This is a genomic window from Flavobacterium muglaense, assembly GCF_014305155.1.
Lineage (GTDB): Bacteria > Bacteroidota > Bacteroidia > Flavobacteriales > Flavobacteriaceae > Flavobacterium > Flavobacterium muglaense.
On record NZ_JACRUK010000017.1, the window covers coordinates 1 to 24,651 of the forward strand.

The 24,651-nt window shown below is 33.7% G+C and carries 25 protein-coding genes; 14 read left to right on the plus strand and 11 right to left on the minus strand.

The window, feature by feature from the left end:
* Window positions 1-60 precede the first annotated feature (60 nt).
* Window positions 61-144, minus strand: coding sequence for a twin-arginine translocation signal domain-containing protein (locus H8R24_RS08735; protein ID WP_225876791.1), 84 nt, complete (start codon window positions 142-144; stop codon window positions 61-63).
* Window positions 145-257: 113 nt separating this feature from the next.
* Window positions 258-1,037, minus strand: coding sequence for a 5'-nucleotidase C-terminal domain-containing protein (locus H8R24_RS08740; protein ID WP_187018190.1), 780 nt, complete (start codon window positions 1,035-1,037; stop codon window positions 258-260).
* Window positions 1,038-1,084: 47 nt separating this feature from the next.
* Here H8R24_RS08740 and H8R24_RS08745 point away from each other — a divergent pair, with 47 nt between their 5' ends.
* From H8R24_RS08745 to H8R24_RS08805, 13 genes are all read left to right on the plus strand, one after another.
* Window positions 1,085-1,603, plus strand: coding sequence for a DUF6913 domain-containing protein (locus tag H8R24_RS08745; protein ID WP_187018191.1), 519 nt, complete (start codon window positions 1,085-1,087; stop codon window positions 1,601-1,603).
* A 6-nt stretch (window positions 1,604-1,609) separates the two neighbouring features.
* Window positions 1,610-2,491: a 4-hydroxy-tetrahydrodipicolinate synthase gene (dapA, locus tag H8R24_RS08750; protein WP_187018192.1), complete on the plus strand. Its 882-nt coding sequence runs from the start codon at window positions 1,610-1,612 to the stop codon at window positions 2,489-2,491.
* A gap of 140 nt (window positions 2,492-2,631) precedes the next feature.
* Window positions 2,632-3,426, plus strand: coding sequence for an outer membrane protein assembly factor BamD (locus H8R24_RS08755; protein ID WP_187018193.1), 795 nt, complete (start codon window positions 2,632-2,634; stop codon window positions 3,424-3,426).
* Window positions 3,427-3,434: 8 nt separating this feature from the next.
* Window positions 3,435-3,752 (plus strand): DNA-directed RNA polymerase subunit omega, encoded by a 318-nt coding sequence (locus H8R24_RS08760; RefSeq protein WP_007138306.1) that lies wholly within the window; start codon window positions 3,435-3,437, stop codon window positions 3,750-3,752.
* A 6-nt stretch (window positions 3,753-3,758) separates the two neighbouring features.
* Window positions 3,759-4,970, plus strand: a complete 1,212-nt coding sequence (gene coaBC, locus H8R24_RS08765) for a bifunctional phosphopantothenoylcysteine decarboxylase/phosphopantothenate--cysteine ligase CoaBC (RefSeq protein WP_187018194.1) — start codon at window positions 3,759-3,761, stop codon at window positions 4,968-4,970.
* Window positions 4,963-5,847, plus strand: a complete 885-nt coding sequence (porD, locus tag H8R24_RS08770) for a type IX secretion system protein PorD (RefSeq protein WP_187018195.1) — start codon at window positions 4,963-4,965, stop codon at window positions 5,845-5,847. Before coaBC ends, porD begins: the two co-directional genes overlap by 8 nt.
* 47 nt (window positions 5,848-5,894) lie before the next feature.
* On the plus strand, window positions 5,895-7,547 hold the full coding sequence (gene recN, locus H8R24_RS08775; protein ID WP_187018196.1) for a DNA repair protein RecN: 1,653 nt from the start codon (window positions 5,895-5,897) through the stop codon (window positions 7,545-7,547).
* 91 nt (window positions 7,548-7,638) lie between these two features.
* A complete protein-coding gene (fabV, locus tag H8R24_RS08780) occupies window positions 7,639-8,829 on the plus strand; it encodes an enoyl-ACP reductase FabV (RefSeq protein WP_187018197.1) in 1,191 nt (396 codons plus the stop codon).
* A gap of 338 nt (window positions 8,830-9,167) precedes the next feature.
* Window positions 9,168-10,265 carry a DUF695 domain-containing protein gene (locus tag H8R24_RS08785; protein WP_187018198.1) on the plus strand — a complete coding sequence of 366 codons (1,098 nt, stop codon included), beginning with the start codon at window positions 9,168-9,170 and terminating at the stop codon, window positions 10,263-10,265.
* Between the two features lie 177 nt (window positions 10,266-10,442).
* Entirely contained in the window at window positions 10,443-11,441 is a 999-nt protein-coding gene (locus tag H8R24_RS08790) for a glycosyltransferase (RefSeq protein WP_187018199.1), read from the plus strand.
* A 2-nt stretch (window positions 11,442-11,443) separates the two neighbouring features.
* Window positions 11,444-12,040 (plus strand): dephospho-CoA kinase, encoded by a 597-nt coding sequence (gene coaE / locus H8R24_RS08795; RefSeq protein WP_187018200.1) that lies wholly within the window; start codon window positions 11,444-11,446, stop codon window positions 12,038-12,040.
* Window positions 12,041-12,099: 59 nt separating this feature from the next.
* The gene (locus H8R24_RS08800; protein ID WP_187018201.1) at window positions 12,100-13,683 is read left to right on the plus strand and encodes a sensor histidine kinase; all 1,584 of its coding nucleotides are present in this window, start codon (window positions 12,100-12,102) and stop codon (window positions 13,681-13,683) included.
* Between the two features lie 3 nt (window positions 13,684-13,686).
* On the plus strand, window positions 13,687-14,400 hold the full coding sequence (locus tag H8R24_RS08805; RefSeq protein WP_187018202.1) for a response regulator transcription factor: 714 nt from the start codon (window positions 13,687-13,689) through the stop codon (window positions 14,398-14,400).
* A gap of 192 nt (window positions 14,401-14,592) precedes the next feature.
* Here the strand turns inward: H8R24_RS08805 and H8R24_RS08810 are convergent, their stop codons facing one another.
* The 7 genes from H8R24_RS08810 to H8R24_RS08840 all read right to left on the minus strand — a co-directional run bounded on the left by H8R24_RS08810 (window position 14,593) and on the right by H8R24_RS08840 (window position 21,722).
* Window positions 14,593-15,333 carry an acyl-[acyl-carrier-protein] thioesterase gene (locus tag H8R24_RS08810; RefSeq protein ID WP_187018203.1) on the minus strand — a complete coding sequence of 247 codons (741 nt, stop codon included), beginning with the start codon at window positions 15,331-15,333 and terminating at the stop codon, window positions 14,593-14,595.
* A gap of 15 nt (window positions 15,334-15,348) precedes the next feature.
* Window positions 15,349-16,269 carry a tRNA (adenosine(37)-N6)-dimethylallyltransferase MiaA gene (gene miaA, locus H8R24_RS08815; protein ID WP_187018204.1) on the minus strand — a complete coding sequence of 307 codons (921 nt, stop codon included), beginning with the start codon at window positions 16,267-16,269 and terminating at the stop codon, window positions 15,349-15,351.
* A gap of 225 nt (window positions 16,270-16,494) precedes the next feature.
* On the minus strand, window positions 16,495-17,322 hold the full coding sequence (locus H8R24_RS08820) for an ion transporter (protein WP_187018205.1): 828 nt from the start codon (window positions 17,320-17,322) through the stop codon (window positions 16,495-16,497).
* An 18-nt stretch (window positions 17,323-17,340) separates the two neighbouring features.
* On the minus strand, window positions 17,341-18,702 hold the full coding sequence (locus H8R24_RS08825) for an exonuclease domain-containing protein (protein WP_187018206.1): 1,362 nt from the start codon (window positions 18,700-18,702) through the stop codon (window positions 17,341-17,343).
* A 69-nt stretch (window positions 18,703-18,771) separates the two neighbouring features.
* Window positions 18,772-19,434, minus strand: coding sequence for a YggS family pyridoxal phosphate-dependent enzyme (locus H8R24_RS08830; RefSeq protein WP_187018207.1), 663 nt, complete (start codon window positions 19,432-19,434; stop codon window positions 18,772-18,774).
* Between the two features lie 382 nt (window positions 19,435-19,816).
* Window positions 19,817-20,704, minus strand: coding sequence for a 3-hydroxyacyl-CoA dehydrogenase family protein (locus H8R24_RS08835; RefSeq protein ID WP_187018208.1), 888 nt, complete (start codon window positions 20,702-20,704; stop codon window positions 19,817-19,819).
* A 52-nt stretch (window positions 20,705-20,756) separates the two neighbouring features.
* The gene (locus H8R24_RS08840) at window positions 20,757-21,722 is read right to left on the minus strand and encodes a Gfo/Idh/MocA family protein (protein WP_187018209.1); all 966 of its coding nucleotides are present in this window, start codon (window positions 21,720-21,722) and stop codon (window positions 20,757-20,759) included.
* Between the two features lie 145 nt (window positions 21,723-21,867).
* Here H8R24_RS08840 and H8R24_RS08845 point away from each other — a divergent pair, with 145 nt between their 5' ends.
* On the plus strand, window positions 21,868-22,509 hold the full coding sequence (locus tag H8R24_RS08845) for a protein-L-isoaspartate(D-aspartate) O-methyltransferase (protein ID WP_187018210.1): 642 nt from the start codon (window positions 21,868-21,870) through the stop codon (window positions 22,507-22,509).
* A gap of 412 nt (window positions 22,510-22,921) precedes the next feature.
* Here the strand turns inward: H8R24_RS08845 and H8R24_RS08850 are convergent, their stop codons facing one another.
* Window positions 22,922-23,974, minus strand: a complete 1,053-nt coding sequence (locus H8R24_RS08850) for a Fic family protein (RefSeq protein ID WP_187018211.1) — start codon at window positions 23,972-23,974, stop codon at window positions 22,922-22,924.
* A 183-nt stretch (window positions 23,975-24,157) separates the two neighbouring features.
* The gene (gene smpB / locus H8R24_RS08855; protein WP_187018212.1) at window positions 24,158-24,610 is read right to left on the minus strand and encodes an SsrA-binding protein SmpB; all 453 of its coding nucleotides are present in this window, start codon (window positions 24,608-24,610) and stop codon (window positions 24,158-24,160) included.
* Between the last annotated feature and the right edge of the window lie 41 nt (window positions 24,611-24,651).

Genomic DNA, 24,651 nt, shown 5'->3' on the forward strand with positions numbered 1-24,651 from the left:
TTGCATTTAAACAAGAAAAAGTAGCTCTAAATACCTCTGTTTTATTGGATTTGCAATTTTTCAGCAAGCCCTACTTAGCGATAAGCCTAAACTTAGCATTGCTGTACTGGCAGCTGTTTTTTCTATAAAATCTCTTCTTTTCATGAGTTGTTATTTGGAGCTATTTCCCGCTTTCCGTTGCAATCTTTTTATTTTTAAAGAAAAAATAAAAAGGATTTCCACTTCAATCGGGGCTAGAGCTCAATTGGAATTATGAATTACTCAACAATGATGCGGTTATCTTGTGTCGATTTAATCGTATCCGTTTCTTTAAAGTAATCAATCAAAATGTTTCTTAATTTGTAATTGAGATCATAAGTAGCGGTCCCTTTTTTAAAGAAGTTCATACTATCGCCACCATTGGCTAAGTAATCGTTCGTTCCTACATAATAAGTACGATCGTTGTCAATAGGTTTAGATTGTACTAATATATTTTTCGGTTTGTTATTTTTGTCAATAGTAAAAGTTAATCCAGCTAAAGGATGCGCTTGTTTTTCGGTCACAAAATAGTCTACCATTTCTAGTATTTGCGCTCCTTTTAAGGCTATTACAACCATTGTGTTTTCAAATGGCATGATTTGAAACGCCGTTCGTGTTGTTACATTACCTAGTGGTAGTATCGCTCTAATTCCTCCATTGTTGAGCAAACAGATATCAATAGTTTTGTTTTCACGAGATTTAAAAACTATATTTCCACGTTTTAAAGTAACATCAGCCATCAAATTACCAATAGTACTCTGGTAGTTGATTGCTTTTTTGTCTAAAGTGATAGGGCAATACGATAAAATGCTATCCAAGTCAGTATTGATGTGTTCTCTAAAGGGTTTTATAAAGCTTTCAATTTCAGTATTTTGATTTTCTTTTTCGGTTATATGAAGCTGCTTTCCTTCAATCTTGGTTAAATGAACGACTTTATTGCTACAAGAAAGAATGAAAAAAAATGTTAAGAATATAACAAAAAGTTTAAAAACTCCGTTATACTTTTTTAGATTTACCATTTATAATATGACTTAATTAATTAATTTTGTAAACGAGTAAAAATAGTATGTTTTTAAATTATATAAAAGAGTTTATCGTAAAAAAATCGATAAAAAAAAGGCTACTTAATGTAAAGACGAGTTTAGAGTCTGGCGTTGTGAAAAAAGTAGGTTTAATTATCGATGAACGTTATTTTTCAAAAGCCGATCTTGTGATTCAAGAGTTGCTTAAAAATGGCATTCTGGAGCAAAATTTAGAGGTTTTATTTTATAAGGATCGATGGAAAAAAAGTGACTCAATCGCAAAGATCAAGTGTAGTGCTCAGGACTTAAACTGGAACGGGAGCTTATCAGGCGCAACTTTGAATAACTTTATAAACAATGATTTTGACTTGTTAATTAGCTATTATGATGTCGAAAAAGCAATTTTAATGGTGGTGACTCAAGAGTCAAAAGCACGTTTTAAAGTTGGTTTTCCTAAAGTAGAGAAAGGTTTGAATGATTTATTAATTAATATAACAACAGAAAACCATAGCGTTTTTACTCAAGAATTATTTAGATATTTAAAAATTTTAAACAAAATATAATCAAACATGCAAGCATTAATAGGAACTGGTGTTGCCCTTGTAACCCCATTTAAAGAAGATTTTTCAATTGATACAGAAGCATTAAAAGGAATTGTAAATTTTTCTGTAGATGGAGGAATTGAATATCTTGTAATATTAGGCACAACTGCTGAGAACGCAACTTTATCAATTGAAGAAAGAGAAATCGTTATTCAAACTGTGATAGAAGCAAATAAAGGACGTTTGCCTTTAGTTTTAGGAGTAGGGGGGAATGATACAAGAAAAATTGTTGAAGAGTTAAATACAAGGGATTTTTCTCCTTTTGTAGCTATTTTATCAGTTTCACCTTTTTATAATAAACCAACTCAAGAAGGAATTTACCAACATTTTAAAGCAGTCGCTCAAGCATCTCCAGTGCCAGTAATTATTTACAATGTACCGGGAAGAACAGCAAGTAATATGCTGCCTTCTACGGTTTTCCGTTTAGCAAATGACTGTAAAAATATAGTAGGTATAAAAGAAGCGGCTGGCGATATGGCGCAATCACTTCAATTACTAAAAAATAAACCAGACAATTTTCTCGTTATCTCAGGAGATGATATGATTGCTTTACCGATGGTTTTGGCAGGTGGATCAGGTGTAATATCTGTAATAGGGCAAGGTTTTCCAAAACAATTTTCCGAAATGATTCGACTAGGGTTAAATCGCAAAGTAGATGATGCATTCAAATTGCATTACCTTTTAATGGATTGTATTGATATGATTTTTGAGCAAGGAAATCCAGCAGGGATTAAACAAGTGTTTCAGTCTCTTGGTATTGCGGATAATTTCGTACGGTTGCCATTAGTAACTGTAGATGAATCTCTACAAAATAGAATAGCAGCATTTGTTAAAAATATCGATAAATAAGCCCTTAAAATACTGCTTTTTTTTAAGCAAAGAAATATTTTGTAGTAGCTAAATTAATAACTAAATTTGCAACCGAAAGTTCGGTATGATTTTTTGTGGATTGTAGATAATTCATAAGATTTTAATTAAAAATAAGAAAAATGAAAAAAATTGTATCTCTATTGCTTTTAGTAGCTTTCTTTACTTCCTGTAATGAATATCAAAAAGCATTGAAAAAGGATGATGTTGCTGTGAAGTTTGAAATGGCTACAAAATTATACGAAGCTGGAAAATACACAAAAGCAATTCGCCTTTTTGAACAAATTGCGCCAGCGTATAGAGGAAAGCCTCAAGCAGAAAAATTGTTTTATATGTTTGCACAGTCTTATTATAAAACAGAACAGTTTTATTTAGCGGGATATCAATTTGAAAGTTTTGTTTCCGGTTATCCAAAAAGTGAAAAGTTACAAGAAGCTGCTTATCTAGGAGCAAATAGTTATTCTAAATTATCGCCTGTTTATAGTTTAGATCAAACGGATACAAATAAAGCAATTGATAAATTACAAACGTTTATTGACAACTATCCTAGTTCGGAATATTTGCCATTAGCAAATGAATCAGTGAAGATTTTGACTGATAAAATCGAGAAAAAAGTATACGAAAATGCAAAAGGGTACAACACTATTTCTGATTATAAATCGGCTATAGTTGCTTTAGATAATTTCATAGCTGATTATCCTGGTACCAAATACAAGGAACAAGCTTTGTTTTATAAATTCGATTCAGCTTACCAATTAGGTATAAACAGTATCGAGTCTAAAATGCAAGATCGTTTAAATGTTGCAAAAATTGCCTATACGTCTTTAATTAAATTTAAAGCAGATACGCAGTATAAAGAGAAAGCTGACGAAATGTTAGCTCGTGTTGAACAAGATTTACAAAAATTTACTAAATAAATAAAGTCATGGATTTAAAAAAGACGAATGCTCCAGTAAATACAATAACATACAATAAAACTGTTATTGAAGAACCTACTGGAAATGTGTATGAAGCAATAACCATTATGGCTAAAAGAGCAAACCAAATTAACTCAGAGATCAAAAAAGAATTGACTGAGAAATTGGAAGAATTTGCTACATATAATGACAGTCTTGAAGAAGTTTTTGAAAACAAAGAACAAATCGAAGTTTCAAAATTCTATGAAAAATTGCCTAAGCCTCACGCTTTAGCAGTTCAAGAATGGTTAGACGGTAAAATTTACCACAGAGATTCAACTAAATAATACTATATGTCAGTTTTAAGCGGTAAGAACGTTTTACTAGGAATATCTGGTGGAATAGCCGCCTATAAAACAGCGTCTTTAGTACGACTTTTTATAAAAGCAGGTGCACATGTCCAAGTGATAATGACACCTGCTTCTAAGGATTTTGTAACCCCTCTTACCTTATCTACACTATCCAAGAACCCTGTACATTCCAGTTTCTTCAATCACGATGATGAAAATGAAAAATGGAACAACCATGTCGAGTTAGGACTTTGGGCAGATGTGATGATTGTCGCACCTGCTACAGCAAATACAATGTCTAAAATGGTGAGTGGGAACTGTGATAATCTTCTTATAGCAACTTATCTTTCGGCTAAATGTCCAGTCTATGTGGCTCCAGCAATGGATTTAGACATGTACAAACACCCATCAACTATTAGTAGTTTTAACTCCCTTACAACCTTTGGGAATACTATAATTCCTGCTGAAAGTGGAGAGTTAGCTAGTGGACTTTCGGGTGAAGGTAGAATGGCTGAGCCTGAAAATATAATAGGCTTTCTTGAAGCCGATTTAGAGAGTAAATTACCGCTTAAAGGAAAAAAAATACTAATTACTGCGGGTCCAACATACGAAGCAATAGATCCTGTACGTTTTATAGGAAATCATTCTTCGGGGAAAATGGGTTTTGATATAGCAAATAGTGCAGCAAGTCTTGGAGCTTCAGTGATTTTAGTTTCTGGTCCTACTAAATTTGAAGCTAAAAACAGCGCCATTAAAGTGATTAATGTAGTCTCTGCACAAGAAATGTATGATGCTTGTCATTTGTATTTTAAAGATATGGATGTAGCTATTGCGGCTGCGGCAGTAGCCGATTACAGACCCAAAACAGTGGCTGTACAAAAAATTAAGAAAGCGCCAGACAACTTTACAATTGAATTAGAGAAAACAAAAGATATCCTGGCTTCACTAGGTGCTATCAAGGAAAAACAGTTTTTGATTGGTTTTGCATTAGAAACTGAAAATGAAATTGAGAATGCAAAGGGGAAAATCCAGAAAAAAAACTTAGATTTGATTGTTTTAAATTCTTTACAAGATGAGGGTGCAGGTTTTGGTAAAATCACGAACAAAGTGACTTTTATTGATAAAGACTTTAATATTGAGCCAATGGATTTGAAGTCGAAAGAAGCCGTTTCTGACGATATATTAAACAAAGTTTTAAATTTTTTTCATGAATAAACTAATTGTCTTTCTTGTCTTTTTATCATTTGGGCTTACTCAAGCTCAACAACTGAACTGTACAGTGTCTATAAATTCACAGAAATTAAGTAACTCCAATCAACAGGTTTTTAAAACACTACAAACGTCTTTGACTGATCTAGTGAATAAAACCGATTGGAACGGACAAGTTTACAAACAAAATGAAAAAATAAACTGTTCGATGTTTATTACAATTGAATCGAATAGTTCAGATCAATTTTCAGCAACAATACAAGTGCAATCTTCGAGACCTATTTACAATTCTACTTATTCGTCTCCTGTGCTTAATTATAATGACAAAGATTTTAATTTTAAATATACAGAGTACGAGAACTTACTTTTTAATCCTACTGTATTTGAGTCTAATTTAGTTTCCATTATTTCTTTCTATAGTTATGTTATTTTGGGAATGGATAATGATTCATTTGATGCGCAATCAGGAAATGACAACCTAGAAATAGCACAAAATATTGCTAATATTGCTCAACAGAGTGGTAATAAAGGATGGAGTCAAATTGATGGCAATCAAAATAGGTACTTTTTAATCAACGATTTGCTTTCGCCAGCCTACGCACAAATACGTAAAACTTCTTACGAGTACCATACAGGCCTAGATTTAATGGCAAGTGATTTAAAAGGTGCCAAAGAAAAGATAAAATCAGCATTAGTGGATATTACTAAACTGAATGCTTCAAAGCCGAATGCCTTTTTAACACGTGTCTTTTTTGACGCTAAGTCAGATGAAATTGTTTCTATTTTTTCTGGTGGACCTACTATTTCAATCACTGATTTGACGGAAAGCTTGAACAGAGTTTCTCCTTTAAATTCAACTAAATGGAGTAGTATAAAGTACTAATTTTATACTGCAATATTTTTACTCAACAATACCCTAAAAACAGCTAAATGATTACGTCACTATCGATAAAAAACTATGCCTTAATAGAAAAATTAACTATCGATTTTTCAAAAGGATTTTCAATAATTACAGGAGAAACAGGTGCTGGTAAATCAATTATATTAGGCGCTTTGGGATTAGTATTAGGTAAGCGTGCTGATTTATCTTCGTTGAAAAACAAAGAAGAAAAATGCATTATTGAAGCACATTTTGAAATTTCTAAGTATAATTTAAGTCCCTTTTTTAAGGAGAACGACTTGGATTATGAAGATGATACAATTATAAGACGCGAAATTCTGCCTTCGGGAAAATCGAGAGCTTTTATAAATGATAGTCCTGTAAATTTACAAGAACTGCAAGATTTGAGTTTGTTTTTGATTGATATTCATTCACAACAGCAAACAAGAGAATTATCGGATGAAAACGTTCAGTTTGATATTATTGATGCTATCGCTAACAATCAAGAAGATATTAGTAAATACCAAGTGTTGCTTAAATCATACAAGCAAGATAAATCCAAACTTAATGCACTTGTTAAAAAACAAGCTGAGTCAATTAAGGAACAGGAGTACAATACTTTTTTATGGAATGAATTGGTCGAAGCTAAATTAGTAGCGGGAGAGCAAGAAAGTTTAGAGTCAGATTTTGAGCAGCTCAATAATGTAGAGATAATCAAAGAATCCATCGAGAAGTCATTGGCTATAGGTAATGACGAGCAAGTTGGTGTTTTGAATAATTTAAAAGAAATTAAGGCGGCTCTTCAAAGAATAGCTACCTTTTCAACAGACTACAGTGTTTTGTCAGAGCGTGTAACCAGTTTGGCTATAGAATTTGATGATATCGCGGTAGAATTGAATCGTTGTTCGGATAAATTGATCAATGATCCGGAAAAAATGAATGCAATAGGCCAAAAACTGCAGCTTATTTACAACTTACAAAAAAAGCATCAAGTGGCTACGATCGAAGAATTGATCGAAATTCAATCTAAGCTAGAAAATGCTGTTTTAGAATTAGGGAATTTAGATGCAGATATAAAAGCGATTACTATTGCAATCGAGGACAAAGCCGTAGCATTAGATACCATTGCAAATGAAATTCATGATAAAAGGATGGAAGCCATTCCGGTTTTATCCCAAAAATTAATTGTAATTCTAGAAACGCTAGGAATGCCCAATGTGCGTTTCGATATCCAATTGATACCTTCAACTACTTATTTAAATAATGGAAAAGAAGAATTGCAATTCTTGTTTTCGGCCAATAAAGGAACTGATTTTGGGATCTTAAAAAAGGTGGCATCAGGGGGAGAAATGTCTCGTATTATGCTTGCTGTAAAAGCCATTTTGGCACAGTATTCTAAGTTGCCAACTTTGATTTTTGATGAAATAGACACCGGTGTTTCGGGTGAAATCGCTATTAAAATGGGTGAAATTATGAAAGAGATGAGTAAAACAATGCAAATTTTTGCTATAACGCACTTACCTCAAATAGCAGCCAAAGGAAATGCACATTTCAAGGTCTTTAAATCTACTGTAGGAGAAGATACACAATCTGAATTGAAACTATTGACAGAGGAAGAGCGCATTGTCGAAATTGCACAAATGCTATCAGGAACTGTAGTTTCTGATTCGGCCCTAAATCATGCAAAAGCCTTGCTGAACTAGATTTTTGGATTATATTTGTCCTTATAAACAAAAGAATAATAGGTAGTCAAATACCTCGTAACTATAAAATTCACCGAATAAAATATACAAAATGATTATAGAACCTAGAATGAGAGGATTTATTTGTTTGACCGCCCATCCTGATGGAAGTGAACAAAATGTAAAAAATCAAATTGAATACATTAAATCAAAAGGAGCAATAAACGGAGCTAAAAAAGTACTTGTAATTGGTGCTTCAACAGGTTTTGGTTTGGCTTCAAGAATTTCAAGCGCATTTGGATCTAATGCTTCGACAATTGGAGTGTTTTTTGAAAAACCACCAAGTGAAGGAAAAACAGCTTCACCAGGATGGTACAACTCTGCTGCTTTTGAAAAAGAAGCACACAAAGCAGGTTTGTATGCAAAGAGTATCAATGGAGATGCTTTTTCTGATGAAGTTAAAAGACAAACATTAGATCTTATCAAAGCAGACTTAGGTCAAGTAGATTTAATTATCTATAGTTTAGCTTCTCCTGTGCGTTTAGACCCTAAAACGGGTGTTTTACACCGTTCTGTTTTAAAACCAATAGGGGGTAAGTTTACTAATAAAACAGTAGATTTTCACTCCGGTAAAGTATCTGAAGTTTCAATAGAGCCTGCTGCAGGTGATGATATTGAGAATACTGTAAAAGTTATGGGTGGTGAAGATTGGACCATGTGGATTGATGCTTTAAAAGCAGAGAATTTATTGGCACCTGGCGCTACAACTGTTGCCTACTCTTATATTGGGCCATCATTAACGGAGGCTGTTTATAGAAAAGGAACAATTGGTCAAGCTAAGGATCACCTAGAAGCTACTGCTTTTACAATCACAGATAGCCTTGCTGATATCAATGGAAAAGCCTATGTTTCGGTAAACAAAGCATTGGTAACACAAGCAAGTTCAGCAATTCCAGTGATTCCTCTGTATATTTCATTGTTGTACAAAATAATGAAAGAAGAAGGAATTCACGAAGGATGTATCGAGCAAATTCAACGTTTGTATGCTGATAGATTGTTTACAGGAAAAGAAATTCCAACTGATGAAAAAGGTAGAATCCGTATTGACGACTGGGAAATGCGTCAAGATGTACAAGATAAAGTAGCTAAATTGTGGGAACAAGCTACAACGGAAAATTTAGCCGAATTAGGAGATTTAGAAGGATACAGAAGCGACTTTCATAACCTTTTCGGGTTTGGTTTTGACGGCGTAGATTATAAAGCAGAAGCTAACGAAATGGTAGCAGTAGAGAGTATTAAATAAGCATACTACCGTGCTACATACAACACCTTACTTTACTCAGTTTAACTGATTAGAGTAAGGTGTTTTTTTTTGGAGCAAGACAATAATTGCTTTAAAGAACGTATAATCGCGCCATTCGCTGTATTCCCGCTAAGAAAAATACGGCTATAAGAGCCTTCTTTTCTAAAGCAGGCGATGCCGCTGCTGTCACGGCTAGAGATAGCGATTTATACTTTTAAGAAAGTTATATGTTGCGGTTTAAAGGGGCTAATTTGTAGCTAGAGATTTATTTTTATTAGATATTTTCTTATATTCGTTTGGCTATTAGTCAGTATGTAAACAGTTAAAAGCAATAAAAGATGGGTTTTTTAAAAAATATTTTCTCAAAAAAAGAAAACGCAATTAGCACTTATGTTGAATTTTGGGACTGGTTTCAAAGTAATGAACAGCCGTTTTTTGAAGTCGTTAAACAACATAAAAATATAGAAAAGGACTTTTTAAATAAAATAGCTCCTAAGCTAGCGCAATTGCAAGAAGGGTTTTATTATTTAACTGGTATGTGTAATGATACCACTGCCGAGTTGATTTTAACTGCCGAAGGAGTTGTAAAAAATATTGCTGCTGTAGAGGAATTAGTCAAAGCATCACCACAATTATCCAATTGGAAATTTACTGCCTTAAAACCGGAAACAGATATTGAAAATATCCAAATCACCATGGGTGGTTACGTGTTTGGCAGCGAAAATCTTTTCTTTTATGCAATTGACCACAAGCAATACCCTGATGAAGTTGATATTGTAATTGTTTATGATGATTATGCCGAAAAAGACAAAGGTTTAATTGTTAATGGGACTTTCATTTTTATTGATAATTATTTGGGCGAGCTGAACTCTGTTACTACAATTGATAATATGGTGGTGATCTCAAAGGGCGAGGCAAAGGAGGCTTTGATCCCGATAGCCAAATTAAAGGCGTACCTCATTTGGAGAGAGAAAGAATTTGTAGAAAAATACAACGGACACCGCTACAATACAGAGAATGATAGTTATTCTAGTATGGAAGCAGAGCTTGAAAACGGTAAACCGTTGATCGCAATAGTAAATTCAACCCTGTTAGAGTGGGAGAGTAAGGCATCACATCCTTGGATTTTTAAAGTTGCAGTTGCATTTAATGGCGCTAATAATAACGGCATGCCGGATAGTACGACCTATGAACTACTCAATCAATTAGAAGACGAAATAATGCTCGATTTGAAAGATGAAAACGGCTACTTGAATATAGGAAGGCAAACTGCCGATGGGGAAAGAGAAATTTACTTTGCGTGTAAGGACTTTAGAAAACCTGCTCTCATAATGCAAGTATTGATTCTAAAATATAAGGGAAAACTAAATATTAATTACGAATTATACAAAGATAAATACTGGCAATCTTTTGCGCATTTTAGACCCAAACACTAATCTTTTTTTAGGAAAATTACGATAAGTAAATGACAGTCATTTTTGGATACTAGAACGCCAAAAGACTACTTAAAACAACCTCTTAATTCCTATTAGTTTTTATATTGATGTTGTTAAAAAAGCTATCTTTGCGCCCTTAATTACTATTTTTATTTTAACTAATACCACATAAGATTTATGTTGTTTTCTTTAATCATTCCCGTGTATAATCGTCCGGAGGAAGTTGATGAACTTTTAGAAAGTTTGGCTCAAACAGATTATAAAGCTGCTTTTGAAATTGTTCTTGTTGAAGATGGTTCTACAATACGTTGTGAAGACGTAGTTCAAAAATACGCAAGTCGTCTAGCGATTTCGTATTATTTTAAAGAAAATTCAGGTCCAGGAGATTCTAGAAACTACGGAATGCGAAAAGCAAAAGGAGATTATTTTATTATATTTGATTCTGATTGTATAATACCAAAACAATATTTATCAGAGGTTGAAAAAGCATTACAGTTGAATTATGTGGACTGTTTTGGTGGTCCAGATAAAGCATTAGATAGTTTCTCGGACATTCAAAAAGCAATTAATTTTGCTATGACTTCCTTCCTTACTACTGGAGGAATACGCGGCGGATCTGAAAAAATTGATAAGTTCCAACCTCGTAGCTTTAATATGGGAATTTCTAGAAAAGCATTCGAAGCATCCAATGGCTTTGGAAACATTCATCCTGGTGAAGATCCTGATTTATCTATTCGATTGTGGAATTTAGGATTTGAAACCAAACTCTTCACAAATGCGTATGTATATCATAAGAGAAGGATTGATTGGGATAAGTTTTCTATTCAGGTAAATAAATTTGGAAAAGCTAGACCTATTTTAAATAGTTGGTACCCTAAACATAATAAGTTAACATTTTTCTTCCCAACAGTTTTTATGCTTGGTTTTGCGTTTGCTGTTGTGTTATTGATATTTACTTATGATGTTTTATTAAAATTGTATTTCACCTACTTTTTGATTTTGTTTTTGGTGTCAAGCTTTCAAAATAAAAGTATCAAAATTGGGTATTTATCAATTATAGCGGTTTGGAAACAATTTTCGGGTTACGGAATTGGCTTTTTAGAATCGTATATAAAAGTGATTGTTTTAAAACAAAAACCGCAAACTGCGTTTCCAGAATTGTTTTTCAAACTATAGATATGACAAAAATTATTGGTTTAACGGGAGGTATAGGGAGTGGTAAAACAACAATAGCGCACTATTTGGCCCAAAAAGGAATACCTGTTTATATATCTGATGTTGAAGCCAAGAAAGTAATGAAACATCCAGCAGTCATTGATGCTATTAAAAAAGCATTTGGCGCTACTATTTATGATGGCGATGAGTTGAATAGAGTAAAATTAGCTGAGATTGTGTTTAACACCCCGGAACGATTAGCCAACTTAAATTCGATTGTTCACCCAGCAGTAAAGCTAGATTTTAAGGACTGGCTAGCGCGCAATAAGGAGCATGAACTTGTAGTTTATGAATCGGCTATATTATTTGAGAGTGGTAGCTATAAAGATTTTGATATAACAATTGCTGTAACTGCCCCAGTAGAAATAAGGGTAGAACGTGTTTTAACTAGAGATAAAACCACCAAAGACCAGATTATTAAAAGAATAAATGCACAATGGTCGGATGAGCAACGTGTTTCAAAAAGTGATTTTTCGATAGAAAATATTGATTTGGAAAAGGCGAAAAGTCAAGTAGATGATATTCTTAAAATTTTAAGGATTAAACAAAACGAGTCCTAGATGTTAATGTTTGGTTAATGTATTATCATTCATACTGTTAAAATGTTAATTTTGTTCCGATGAATAAATTATTTTTTAGATTACTTGTGTTGTTGATGAGTTTGTCCTTAATAGGTATAATTCTCGTACAAGTGTACTGGTTCAACAATTCTTTTAAAAACAACGATGAACAATTTAAGTATCACGTTACTCAAGTACTTGGTAATGTAGCTGATAAATTGCAAAAACAAGAGGCATATACCTTTTATGATAAATATAATCGTATAAAAGATAGTACTGGAAAAGTACCGCAAAAGGAAGATTTACTAGAAGTTTATTATTTTCAACGCAATACGAAAACGAATAAAACAATCGTTTATTCCAATAGTATTATTGCCGAAGATTACGATATCTCAGCGTCATTATTTAATAAGAAATTCAATAATGATAAGTTTAAAAATTTCAGTTCAAAACGTGTAACCGAAGTTTACAACAACAATGCCGTTGATAAATCCGGTTTACAGCAAAGTTTATTGCCTGATGTTAAAGTCGAAAAATCAGGTAATTTAGATGTTTTAGACAAAGTACAGTTTGAGATTTCATACAAAGATATTGCAGCAGCAATGCCCTTAGAAGAAAGAATTTCTAGAGAGGAACTGCAAAAATTAATTAAAAAAGAATTAGAGCAAGCTGGAGTTAAAACCAAATTTGAATTTGGAATATATAGTAACGGTTTGGCCACTACTATAAAATCGACTGAGTTTAAGTACGACAAAGAGTCTACATATACTACACCTGTTTATACTGATAACGAAGGAAACGAAAAATACAAGTTATTAGTTAGTTTTCCGCATAAGAAAAAATGGTTATTATCTGAGCTAGTGAGTATTACCGTTCTTTCGATCATATTTACATTGATTATTATCGTAGCTTATTCAAGTGCTTTGAATCAATTGATACGTCAACGTCAAATTTCTGAAATCAAGACCGATTTCATTAATAACATGACACATGAGTTTAAAACGCCTATTGCGACTATCAATTTAGCATTAGATGCGATTAAGAATCCAAAGATAATTGATGATAAAGAAAAGGTTTATAAGTACTTGCAAATGATTCGAGACGAGAATAAACGAATGCATGCGCAGGTGGAGAATGTATTAAGGATTTCAAAATTAGAGAAAAAAGAGCTTGATATCGAGAAAGAATCAAGTGATGTTGTCGAAGTTATAAATGATGCAATAGAGCATGTGAACTTAATTTTGGAAGATAGGGAAGGAAGTATTAAATGCCATTTTGATGCTGCAAGAACTACCGTTTTAATCAACGAGGTACATTTTACAAATGTTCTAGTCAATGTGTTAGAAAATGCTATTAAATATTCGCCAGACATACCAGAGATAGATATTTATACAGAGAATATTAAGGATATGATCCTTATCAAAGTAAAAGATAAGGGATTAGGAATGAGTAAAGTGGCTCAAAAGAGAGTTTTTGAGAAATTTTATAGAGAACATACCGGAGACTTGCATAATGTAAAAGGGCATGGTTTAGGTTTAGCCTACGTAAAAAGAATTGTTGAGGACCATAATGGTCAAGTTTATGTTGAAAGTGAAAAGGGAAAAGGGAGTACCTTCATAATAAAAATACCACTAATAAATTAAAATATGGAAAATATAAATAAAAAAATTCTTTTAGTAGAAGATGACCTTAATTTTGGTGCAGTACTGAAAGACTATTTGATGTTGAATGATTTTGATGTCGTTTTAGCAAAAAACGGTATGGAAGGATTTGAAAAATTTAAAAAAGATACGTACGATTTATGCATCCTAGATGTCATGATGCCTTACAAAGATGGATATACATTGGCTAAGGAAATTAGAGAGAAAAATAGCGAAGTGCCTATTATCTTTTTGACAGCTAAGTCTATGAAAGAAGATGTATTAAAAGGATACAAAGCAGGAGCAGATGATTACTTGAATAAGCCATTTGATTCAGAAGTTTTACTGATGAAAATCAAAGCGATCATTCAAAGAAAATCTTCAGATGTAAAAGCAGAACAAGTGCAATTTGAATTTAATGTTGGAAAATTCCACTTAAATTCTAAATTAAGGTTCTTGACTTTTAATACTGAGGAGCCAGTAAAATTATCTCCTAAAGAGAATGAATTATTAAAAATGTTAATCCTTCATGAAAATGATTTAATGCCACGTGAATTGGCCTTGACAAAAATCTGGAGAGATGACAATTACTTTACTTCAAGAAGCATGGACGTTTACATTGCTAAATTAAGAAAGTATCTAAAACTAGACGAGGATGTAGAAATCTTAAACATTCACGGAGAAGGTTTTAGATTAGTTGTAAAAAATAAAACAGCATAAATAAGTAAGGCTTCGAGAAATCGGAGCCTTTTTTTTTGGAACTTATTCCCGCCTTCCACTGCAGCCTTTTTCATAAAAAAAATAATTTCCAAATGCCTTAAAAAGAGCTTCCTTTGGTCGCTTTTTTAAGTCAGGAAATTAAATTTTTTATCTCAAAATGCTTTCGTTGCAGTCGGGGTTAGGGATTTGTGCTTATTTCAAATTTAATTGCAAAGCGAAACAATTTTTATCCTCTTTTGCAATGCTAAAAATAACCGAGTCTTCAGACTCATTTTCATGAATAACTACCTGATCTTTTAAAGAAAGTTCTTTCATAAAATTCATTTCAAAACTGGTGATGTCTTGGTTTAATATTATTTTTTCGTCAACGTGATCCAAACACCATTCTAAGTATTTTACATTATTGACATGATCAACAATATCTAAATCAGATAAAAAGACCGTTTTTTCGAACAATATTTCTTTCTCAAGACTCACATTGATCTTTGAAAATGGTGTTAGAGTAGCTTTGTTTTCTGGATATAATTCAAAATGTTGGTATGGCAATGCTAACGCTTCTGGACGACGCTTTTCAGTATTAAAAACAGCCCAAAACGTTTCTGCACCCACAATTTTTTTGCCATTTAGATGCATTTCTAATGCACGTATGGAACGGGATTTTTCTAAGGTGTTAATCCATGTTTTTACGGTCACTACATCACGCCATTTTGGCAATGCTGTAAGTTCGACACGCATTCTACTCAAAACCCATGCTTGGTTGAATGCTTGCATATCAGTGAAGCTAATTCCTCCTAGGTCTGAATGTGCTGCAGCTGTTAATTGCAGTAGGTTGCATAAATCGGTATATTTTAAAAAGCCATTAGGCATGCATTGTGTGAAATTGATTTCCCATTCCTTGCTTAATACCGAAGTGAAATTTGGACTTATAGGCATATTAGTGATTGTAAATTAGGCGTTTTTTAATTTAATGTAGTCAAAAATAGTTTGATATGGCGTTTCAAAATCAAACCATTTGGTGTTTTGGTCTCTTTTAAACCAAGTGAGTTGGCGCTTGGCAAAGCGTCTTGTATTTTTTTTAATTTCTTCAATGGCAAATTCTAATGCCGTTTCTCCATCAAAATAATTGAACAGTTCGCGGTAGCCTACAGTTTGCAATGCGTTGAGTTCCTTGTTCGGGTAAACAGTTTTGGCTTCTTGCAGTAAACCTTCATTCATCATGATGTTCACACGTTCGTTTATGCGGTTGTAAAGGATGCTTCTATTGGCTTCAAGACCTATTAGGATAGGAGTGAAGTTGCGGGTGTTTTGTTTTTGATTCAAGAAAGACGAGTACGGTTTTCCAGCACCCAAGCACACCTCTACAAAGCGCATCATGCGTTGCGGGTTTTGTAATGTTTGAGCATTTTCGGTGAGTAGGGTTTTGAAATAATCAGGATCTAATTTTTGCAATTGCTCTTGCAAATAGATGATGCCTAACTTTTCATAACTGGCTGTAATGTTTTCGCGTATCGCCGGATCGATTTCTGGGAATTCATCAAATCCTTTTAAAACGGCGTTGACATACAATCCAGAACCTCCTACAAGAACAACATAGTCATTAGTTAGAAATAATCTATCAATGGTAGCAATGGCTTCTTTTTCAAAATCACCTACCGTATATGGTTCAAATATAGATCTGTTTTGGATAAAATGATGTGGAGCTGCTGCTAATTCAGCTGTACTTGGTACGGCAGTTCCTATGGTTGTTTCCTTGAAGAACTGTCGGCTATCACAAGAAACAATTTCGCAATTGAAGTGATTTGCTATATGGATACTTAAGGCTGTTTTGCCTATAGCTGTGGGGCCGATGATGGTAATTAACTGTTTCATATTGATTTTTAGCCCAGATAGTAATGTAAACCCCGGACGATTGCAAGTTAGTATTTCTTGACGTAAAAGAGCGACCTTAGAAGCTCCTTTTATGGCTTAGAAATACAAATTGCAAGCGGAGGAGTTGCAATGAATAGCTGGAAGTGGCTCCTGATTTTAGTTATAATTGAGATTGTGCAATAGCGTTTAAGCTCTGTATGAAGTAGGTTTGTGAATGTTTGTATGTTACAGCAGATGTCCACAATTGTGGCAATAATTAGCTTTGGATGGATAATCATCGACGCCGCAACCACTGCAAGGTATTTGACTCCTATTTGTTGGTTTTTGTGCATTTTTGGCAATCTCGGCGGTTACAATTCCGGTGGGAACGGCGATGATTCCGTATCCTAAAATCATGACAAATGAGGCGATGAATTGGCCAAATGGCGTGACTGGTGAAATGTCACCATAACCTACGGTTGTTAGCGTTACAATGGTCCAGTAGATCCCTGCAGGGATGCTAGTAAAACCACTTTCTTTTCCTTCTACTAGGTACATAACCGATCCGATAATGATTGTAATGATAAGAACAAAGTAGATGAAAACTACTATTTTACCGCGACTTGCGTTGATGGCTTGTTTTAATTGAACGGACTGGTTTGTGAATTGTGGGTGATTGATGATTTTGAATAATCGGAGTAAACGCAACGATCTTACGACACTGAAAATACTGGTTCCCAAAAAGAAAATGGACAAATACATGGGTAAAATAGCAACTAAATCGATGATGCCATAAAAGCTAAAGATGTATTTCCACGGTTTTTGTATCGAGATAATGCGCAACAGATATTCGATTGTAAAAAAGATAGTGATGATCCATTCTAAGGAAACTAGTTCGCTATGGTATTGCTGATCGAATGATGCAACTGTTTCCATCATGATCAAAACCACGCTCAAAAGGATGAGTCCTAGTAATATTAAATCGAATAAACGACCTGCTTTTGTGCTAGTCCCATAAATAACAATATGGACTTTTTGTTTAAAGATCTGGTATTGCGACTTCATTTTTGACATCTAGCGAAATAGTTGTAATTAAAATTTAAGCAATTTAGGCTTTTTTTCTTTGCGCAAATAAGCTTGGATAATATTCTTAGTGTCGCGATTGTGGATCATGGGAGTAAGGATGTTTTTTAGGATTTTCATATTGGTTATTTGATAATTCAAATCATAAAAAGCATATCCTTTGTAAATTCCGTTCTCAATAAGTACGGCACAGCGTTCGCTAATGCTGCGGCCACGCTCGACAATAACCATATTTTGGCTTTCAAACTCGCTATGGGTAATAAATTCCTTAACGCGAATATTGTATTCTTGTGGTGAAACTTTGCCGATGCAAGCGCCGTCACATTCTTTAATCGTATATTGAAAGCAGTTGCTTTTGGAAGCAAAAAGGCCGTTTAGTTTTTGACAGAGTTTGTATTTTTCTGAAATTCTAAAAAGCATGTTTTTACCCTCAAGTAAGCTAGTAAATGATATTATTTCTTTTTTACGGCCATCAGCTTTTTGCAATTTTAAGTTGATGTAACCGTTTTTATCCATTTCAGGATACAATGCCCATTGAAAAATATTTTTACGTTGCGCTCTATTGTACCTGGGTTTATGAATTTTAATTTCCTGACTTTCTTTTAGCAAAGCGACAAGTTCACTACCTGTTTCTTCATAGGTAACGGCATAGACTTCGGCTTGAATTTTCTTAGAGCTAGTGGTAATACCGGTGAAATGTTGATTTATTCGTTTTTTGATATTTTTACTTTTACCAATGTAGATTAATTCTCCTTTTTCGTTATGTATGTAATAAACTCCTGTTGATGTGGGTAAGGTATTGATGATATCCAGCAGTTTAGGAGCCATTCCTTTCTCAACTTTGAGCTTAATAAAGTCTTTGACAATTTCTTTATTGACGTCCTTCTCCAGTAGCATTTTAAATAGTTTTACCGTAGCTAGTGCATCACCGCTTGCGCGATGCCTGTCGGCCATAGGAATGCCTAAAGCACGCACTAACTTCCCTAAACTATGTGAAGGTTGCTCTGGTAACAACTTCTTAGAAAGCTCAACAGTACAAAGCGTTTTTAAGCTAAAATCATATCCTAAACGTCTAAACTCCGTGCGTAGGATTCGGTAATCAAAGTCGGCATTGTGTGCTACTAACACACAATCAGTAGTAATTTCAATAACGCGCTTAGCGATTTCAAAAAATTTAGGTGCAGAGACTAACATGGCATTGTTGATACCTGTTAATTTGACCACAAAAGGTTGAATAGGGATTTCAGGATTAACTAAACTGATGAATTGGTCTACAATTTCTTGCCCATCAAATTTATAGATAGCAATTTCCGTAATTCCTTCTTCATTAAAAGCGCCTCCGGTGGTTTCTATGTCTAATATTGCGTACAAATTTTTTTGTTTAAAGTTGGTGGTTTTGGATTTAAAACCGTTTTAAAGCAGCTAATGTTCTTTATCGAGTTATCTTCCTCCGAAGATACTACTCCCTATTCGAACCATAGTACTGCCACATTCAATTGCCAATTGATAATCGCCAGACATTCCCATGGATAAAGTAGTTATGTCAAGGTTACTGCTAGTTGAAGTGCTGCGTAGTTTTTTAAAAACAGCATTTAAATGCATAAATTCTTTCTTAATTTGGTTTTGGCTGTCCGTAAAAGTAGCCATTCCCATCAATCCTGTGATACGTATGTTTTTCAATTCATGAAATTCATTTGAGGCTAGAAGTGCAGTAAGTTCTTGATCGTCTAATCCAAATTTGGTTTCTTCCTCAGCAATATGCATTTGCAATAAGCAATCAATCACACGGTTGTTTTTTAAGGCTTGTTTATTGATTTCGGTTAATAATTTTAAACTGTCTACGCCGTGAATCAAACTTACAAAAGGGGCCATGAATTTGACTTTATTTGTTTGTACGTGACCAATCATGTGCCACTGGATATCTTTGGGCATTTGTTCCCATTTATCGGCCATTTCTTGGATTTTATTTTCTCCAAAAACACGTTGTCCGGCATCGTAAGCTTCCATTAAATCGGGCACTGGTTTTGTTTTTGAAACAGCGACAAGTATAACGTTTTCAGGTAGCGTTGATTTGATATGTAGTAGGTTGTTTTTTATTGACATTTTATTTTTTTTACAAAATAGTTACTGATAGCTTGAACGGTAATCAAGACAATTAGAAAGATGAAGCAAGCTACAATAGCACTTACAATTCCTACCATTGGGTTTAAGCATTTAGGTTGGCTTTCTTTAGTAAAATCAAGATAAAGCGTAATAAATGCAACAACAGCAAATACGAATTGTGAAATGATACTATAGATACAAACAGTCTTAAATGAAAATCTCACTTTGTTTCCTATAGATAGTGTACCAACGATAAGTTGAAAAATCATTGGAAAGAAAATTGACAATGCAATTATTTTTATAACAAAAACCATTGTTTGATTTGTAAGTTAAGGACAGTTTTCAAAGTTTTGAAATCATTTCTAAATAGCGATGAAGCTATTTAAACAAACTGTTTAGCTATTTTATCAGCTTTTTTACTTTCGGTATAATCGTAAAAACCTTCTCCAGATTTTACACCTAATTTTCCAGCACGAACCATATTCACTAACAATGGGCAAGGAGCATATTTTGGGTTTTTGAAACCATCGTACATTACGTTCAAAATAGCTAAACATACGTCTAATCCAATAAAATCAGCTAGTTGTAAAGGTCCCATTGGGTGTCCCATACCTAACTTCATTACTGTGTCAATTTCATAAACACCTGCTACCTTGTTGTACAAAGTTTCAATAGCCTCGTTAATCATAGGCATTAAAATCCTGTTAGCAACAAACCCGGGATAATCATTAACTTCAACAGGTGTTTTTCCTAACTGCTCTGATAATGTCATGATTGTCTTTGTCACTTCATCACTGGTGTTATAACCACGAATGATTTCGACTAGTTTCATAATCGGCACTGGATTCATAAAATGCATTCCAATAACGCGTTCAGGATGAGCAACTACAGCTCCAATTTGTGTAATTGAAATAGAAGAAGTATTTGTTGCAAGGATGGTATTGTGAGAACAAGCTTCGTTTAATTGCTTGAAGATATTCAGTTTTAATTCAACATTTTCAGTTGCAGCTTCAACGACTAAGTCAACACCTACAACCCCGTCCTTAATGTCCGTGTATGTAATTATATTGGTGATTGTTTTTACTTTGTCTTCTTGAGTAATAGTTCCTTTGGCAATCATTCGATCCAAATTTCCGGCTATAGTAGCCATTCCTTTGTCTAATGATTTTTCGGAAACATCTATTAATTTTACGGTAAAACCGCTTTGAGCAAAAGTGTGGGCAATTCCGTTACCCATTGTTCCTGCTCCAATTACTGCTATAATTTTCATTTATTTATTTTTAAATTTAAAGTTTTCTCGTTTAACTTTTAAATCAGAACTTTTATTTATTAAAACAATCGATAATTTGATAGGCTACTTTTAAAGCGTCTGTGGCTTGCTCTAAAGTAACAATAGGAGTCGAATTAGTTGTAATTGCATCAGCAAAAGTTTCTAGTTCTTCTAGGATTGCATTATTTTGTTCTACTTCAGGATTTGAGAAGTAAATTTGTTTTTTTACGCCTTCGGCATTTTGTAGTATCATATCAAAATCACCCGGAACTTCGGGAGCATCTTTCATTTTGACAACCTCACATTTTTTCTCTAAAAAGTCAACAGAGATATAAGCATCTTTTTGAAAGAACCTTGTTTTACGCATGTTTTTCATCGAAATTCGGCTTGCAGTCAAGTTAGCCACGCAGCCATTTTCAAATTCGATTCTAGCATTAGCAATATCTGGAGTGTCGCTAATGACTGAAACTCCACTGGCGCTTACGTTTTTTACTTTGGATTTAACCACGCTCAAGATAACATCAATATCATGAATCATTAAGTCGAGAACTACAGGCACATCAGTACCACGCGGATTAAACTCAGCCAAACGGTGCGTTTCTATAAACATAGGGTTTTCAATCATGTCTTTGCTGGCTATAAACGCTGGGTTAAACCGCTCTACATGTCCTACTTGTCCTTTTACCTTATACTCATTTGCAAGAGCGATAATTTCATCGGCCTCTTCGACAGTATTCGAAATGGGTTTTTCGATAAAAACATGTTTACCAGATTTGATAGCAACTTTAGCACATTTATAATGGGAAAGCGTAGGTGTCACAATATCAATGACGTCTACTGCATGAATAAGAGTAGCTATTGTGGTAAAGTGCTTGTATCCAAATTCTTTTGAAATTTTCTCAGCATTCTCTTGATTTGGATCATAAAAACCAACTAATTCATATTTCTCAGATTGTTGTAATAATCGCAAATGTATTTTTCCTAAGTGACCAGCACCTAATACTCCAATTTTTAGCATAATGATTGTAATTTCTACAAAAATAGGAATAAAATGATTAATTAATTAGAGATAAGGCACAATTATTTGCCTATTTAAAAATTAAAAATTGGCAATTGGAATTAGAATTTCTTTTCTATTTTTACCAAAATAAAATTAATAAAGTTTGAAAGATACAGCCAAACATCAAGGACTTCGAAACCAATTAGTAAGCGTTTTACAAGAGAAAGGAATAACAGATAAAAATGTTCTGGAAGCAATCAAAAAGATTCCCAGACATCTTTTTTTGAATTCAAGCTTTGAAAATTATGCCTACCAAGATAAGGCTTTCCCTATAGGTGCTGGGCAAACGATCTCACAACCGTATACAGTAGCCTTTCAATCTCAGTTGCTTGAGATAGAAAAAGATCATAAAGTTTTAGAAATAGGCACTGGTTCGGGCTATCAAACTGCTGTTTTGTACATGATGGGAGCAAAGGTATATAGTGTAGAACGTCAAAATGAATTATTCAAGCAAACATCAGCTTTGTTACCAAAATTAGGAATTAGACCTAAACATCTTACTTTTGGAGATGGGTACAAAGGGTTGCCTGGATTTGCACCTTTTGATAGTATTATTGTAACGGCTGGTGCACCATTTATTCCACAACCTTTAATGGCACAGTTAAAAATAGGAGGAAGGCTTGTTATTCCGCTTGGCGATGATGTGCAAATTATGACTTTATTGATTCGAAAAAACGAAACTCAGTTCGAAAAACATGAATTAGGGGAGTTTAGATTCGTTCCATTATTAGAAGATAAAAATTAAAACACTCGCGTTTTCTAGGAGGAAGTGTATGGAGAATTGGGACCTATATGGGACTGGTTTTCTTTGTGAATCTTTTTGAAAAAGCATTGAGAGATGGCCCACGGATGTCACTGATTTAAACTGATTTTTCATTCACTTTGTGCTGTTCTGTTTTCTTTGAATCTTTGTGAAATAGTGTTTAGAATTAGCCCACGGATGTCACTAATTTAAACAGATCTAAACTGATTTTTCATTCACTTTGTGTTGCTCTGTTTTCTTTGTGAATCTTTGTGAAAAAACATTGAGAGATGGCACGCGGATGACGCGGATTTAAACAGATTTAAACTGATTTTTTATTCACTTTGTGTTGCTCTATTTTCTTTGTGAATCTTTGTGAAAAAGCATTGAGAATTAGACTACGGATGTCACTGATTTATTGCGCAATAATCCCAATATAACGCTCCAAGCTTTCTTTCTCAATTTGAGCAATAAATAGCAGGAAATCTTCTTTGTTGTTTTGAGTTTGAGCCGTTTCAAGTGATTGATAATATTGCATGCGACTTTCATAGTTTCCTTTGATATTAGCAATTACATATCCATGCTGCAATAAAATTAAATTCATAACTAATCGTGAAGTTCTTCCATTTCCATCAATAAATGGATGAATGGTTACCAAACGTTCGTGCATTTCGGCGGCTAAAATAATAGGATGGAGTTTAGATTTATACGTTTCGTACCACATATAGAAATCCTCCATGTTTTTAGTAACCATATACGGTTGTGGAGGCATATAACTACTTCCTTTTATCATCACTTGAACTTGTCGATATCGACCTGCATCTTCAGGCTGAATTCCTCGTAAGATCAAGTTGTGTATAGATAAAACTTCACGCTCATTAAGGGGATTATTTTTCTCAATTAACTGCTTGATGTAGGCTATGGCCTCTTGATGGTTAATAGCTTCAAGATGTTCACGCATACTTTTTCCTGAGATCGTCAAACCTTCGTTGATGACTAAATCAGTCTCACGTAATGTTAATGTATTTCCTTCGATTCGATTACTTTCGAAAGTATATTCTAGCTCAAGTGCTTGAGCTATTCTAAAACTATCAAATTGACGAAATTTATCTAATTTAATTTTTAAAGCATCTATTTCATTTAACAAAAGCTGTAGCTCTTTGGATATTTTTTGGTTGGGACTTGCTATTCTTATGTAGTTTAACTCTTCTTCGGCTTCTTTTAAGGCTTTAAGAGCAAAATGTTCGTCACCAATTTCATAAAGAATTTTTTCTTTTAACCACGCTATCATCAATGTTTCGTAGTCAATTTCTAGAATAGATGACAATTTGATTATTTGTTCTTTGGTAGGTTTACGAGAACCACTTTCAAATTTACTAATTAATGCTTGGTCAATAGCTGTCAATTGCGCTAATTCTCTTGTTTTAAGTGCTTTTGTTTCTCTTGCTGCTTTTAGTAAAGTTTTCATGATCAAAATATGTTTAATATTGTCTTGACAAAATTAGTCATAATATTTTGGTGAAAAAAATTTGACACAATATTTCACTACCTCAAGCAAATCTTCTTTTCTAGCAAGTTGAAAATAGATGTTGCTACAATAAAAATAAATAAGTTGATTTGACTAAGCAATCGATGAATAGTAGGTATGGTTTTAAAAAGCTTTTTTGATTCGGTCTAAATCACGTTTTGTATCTTGTTCTTTTAAAGATTCTCTCTTATCGTATGTTTTCTTACCACGGCAAAGTCCTATTTCAAGTTTCGCCATTCCTTTTTCATTAGTAAATAATTTTAAAGGAACAATAGTTAAACCTTTGGCTTGCACACTTCTTTCCAGACTTTTTAGTTCGCGTTTGTTCAAAAGCAGTTTTCTTTCACTTCTAGCTTTATGATTAAACTGATTTCCAAAAGTGTATTCTTCGATATAGGTATTGATAGCAAAAAGTTCGTTATTACTAAACTCACAAAAGCTTTCGGTAATATTTGCCTTACCTAGACGGATGGATTTTATCTCGGTACCTGCTAAAACAATTCCAGCAGTGAATTTCTCGATTATTTCGTAATCAAATCGAGCTCTTTTATTTAGTATGTTGACAGTTTTTAGCATAGGGTGACAAATGTAGCAACAAATGTATGAATCAGCAATTT

Excerpts from the sequence above, each read along its gene's own strand:
- H8R24_RS08735 (WP_225876791.1), bottom strand. The coding sequence starts at position 144 with ATGAAAAGAAGAGATTTTATAGAAAAAACAGCTGCCAGTACAGCAATG.
- H8R24_RS08740 (WP_187018190.1), bottom strand. The coding sequence starts at position 1,037 with ATGGTAAATCTAAAAAAGTATAACGGAGTTTTTAAACTTTTTGTTATA.
- H8R24_RS08745 (WP_187018191.1), top strand. The coding sequence starts at position 1,085 with ATGTTTTTAAATTATATAAAAGAGTTTATCGTAAAAAAATCGATAAAA.
- dapA (WP_187018192.1), top strand. The coding sequence starts at position 1,610 with ATGCAAGCATTAATAGGAACTGGTGTTGCCCTTGTAACCCCATTTAAA.
- H8R24_RS08755 (WP_187018193.1), top strand. The coding sequence starts at position 2,632 with ATGAAAAAAATTGTATCTCTATTGCTTTTAGTAGCTTTCTTTACTTCC.
- H8R24_RS08760 (WP_007138306.1), top strand. The coding sequence starts at position 3,435 with ATGGATTTAAAAAAGACGAATGCTCCAGTAAATACAATAACATACAAT.
- coaBC (WP_187018194.1), top strand. The coding sequence starts at position 3,759 with ATGTCAGTTTTAAGCGGTAAGAACGTTTTACTAGGAATATCTGGTGGA.
- porD (WP_187018195.1), top strand. The coding sequence starts at position 4,963 with ATGAATAAACTAATTGTCTTTCTTGTCTTTTTATCATTTGGGCTTACT.
- recN (WP_187018196.1), top strand. The coding sequence starts at position 5,895 with ATGATTACGTCACTATCGATAAAAAACTATGCCTTAATAGAAAAATTA.
- fabV (WP_187018197.1), top strand. The coding sequence starts at position 7,639 with ATGATTATAGAACCTAGAATGAGAGGATTTATTTGTTTGACCGCCCAT.
- H8R24_RS08785 (WP_187018198.1), top strand. The coding sequence starts at position 9,168 with ATGGGTTTTTTAAAAAATATTTTCTCAAAAAAAGAAAACGCAATTAGC.
- H8R24_RS08790 (WP_187018199.1), top strand. The coding sequence starts at position 10,443 with ATGTTGTTTTCTTTAATCATTCCCGTGTATAATCGTCCGGAGGAAGTT.
- coaE (WP_187018200.1), top strand. The coding sequence starts at position 11,444 with ATGACAAAAATTATTGGTTTAACGGGAGGTATAGGGAGTGGTAAAACA.
- H8R24_RS08800 (WP_187018201.1), top strand. The coding sequence starts at position 12,100 with ATGAATAAATTATTTTTTAGATTACTTGTGTTGTTGATGAGTTTGTCC.
- H8R24_RS08805 (WP_187018202.1), top strand. The coding sequence starts at position 13,687 with ATGGAAAATATAAATAAAAAAATTCTTTTAGTAGAAGATGACCTTAAT.
- H8R24_RS08810 (WP_187018203.1), bottom strand. The coding sequence starts at position 15,333 with ATGCCTATAAGTCCAAATTTCACTTCGGTATTAAGCAAGGAATGGGAA.
- miaA (WP_187018204.1), bottom strand. The coding sequence starts at position 16,269 with ATGAAACAGTTAATTACCATCATCGGCCCCACAGCTATAGGCAAAACA.
- H8R24_RS08820 (WP_187018205.1), bottom strand. The coding sequence starts at position 17,322 with ATGTCAAAAATGAAGTCGCAATACCAGATCTTTAAACAAAAAGTCCAT.
- H8R24_RS08830 (WP_187018207.1), bottom strand. The coding sequence starts at position 19,434 with ATGTCAATAAAAAACAACCTACTACATATCAAATCAACGCTACCTGAA.
- H8R24_RS08835 (WP_187018208.1), bottom strand. The coding sequence starts at position 20,704 with ATGAAAATTATAGCAGTAATTGGAGCAGGAACAATGGGTAACGGAATT.
- H8R24_RS08840 (WP_187018209.1), bottom strand. The coding sequence starts at position 21,722 with ATGCTAAAAATTGGAGTATTAGGTGCTGGTCACTTAGGAAAAATACAT.
- H8R24_RS08850 (WP_187018211.1), bottom strand. The coding sequence starts at position 23,974 with ATGAAAACTTTACTAAAAGCAGCAAGAGAAACAAAAGCACTTAAAACA.
- smpB (WP_187018212.1), bottom strand. The coding sequence starts at position 24,610 with ATGCTAAAAACTGTCAACATACTAAATAAAAGAGCTCGATTTGATTAC.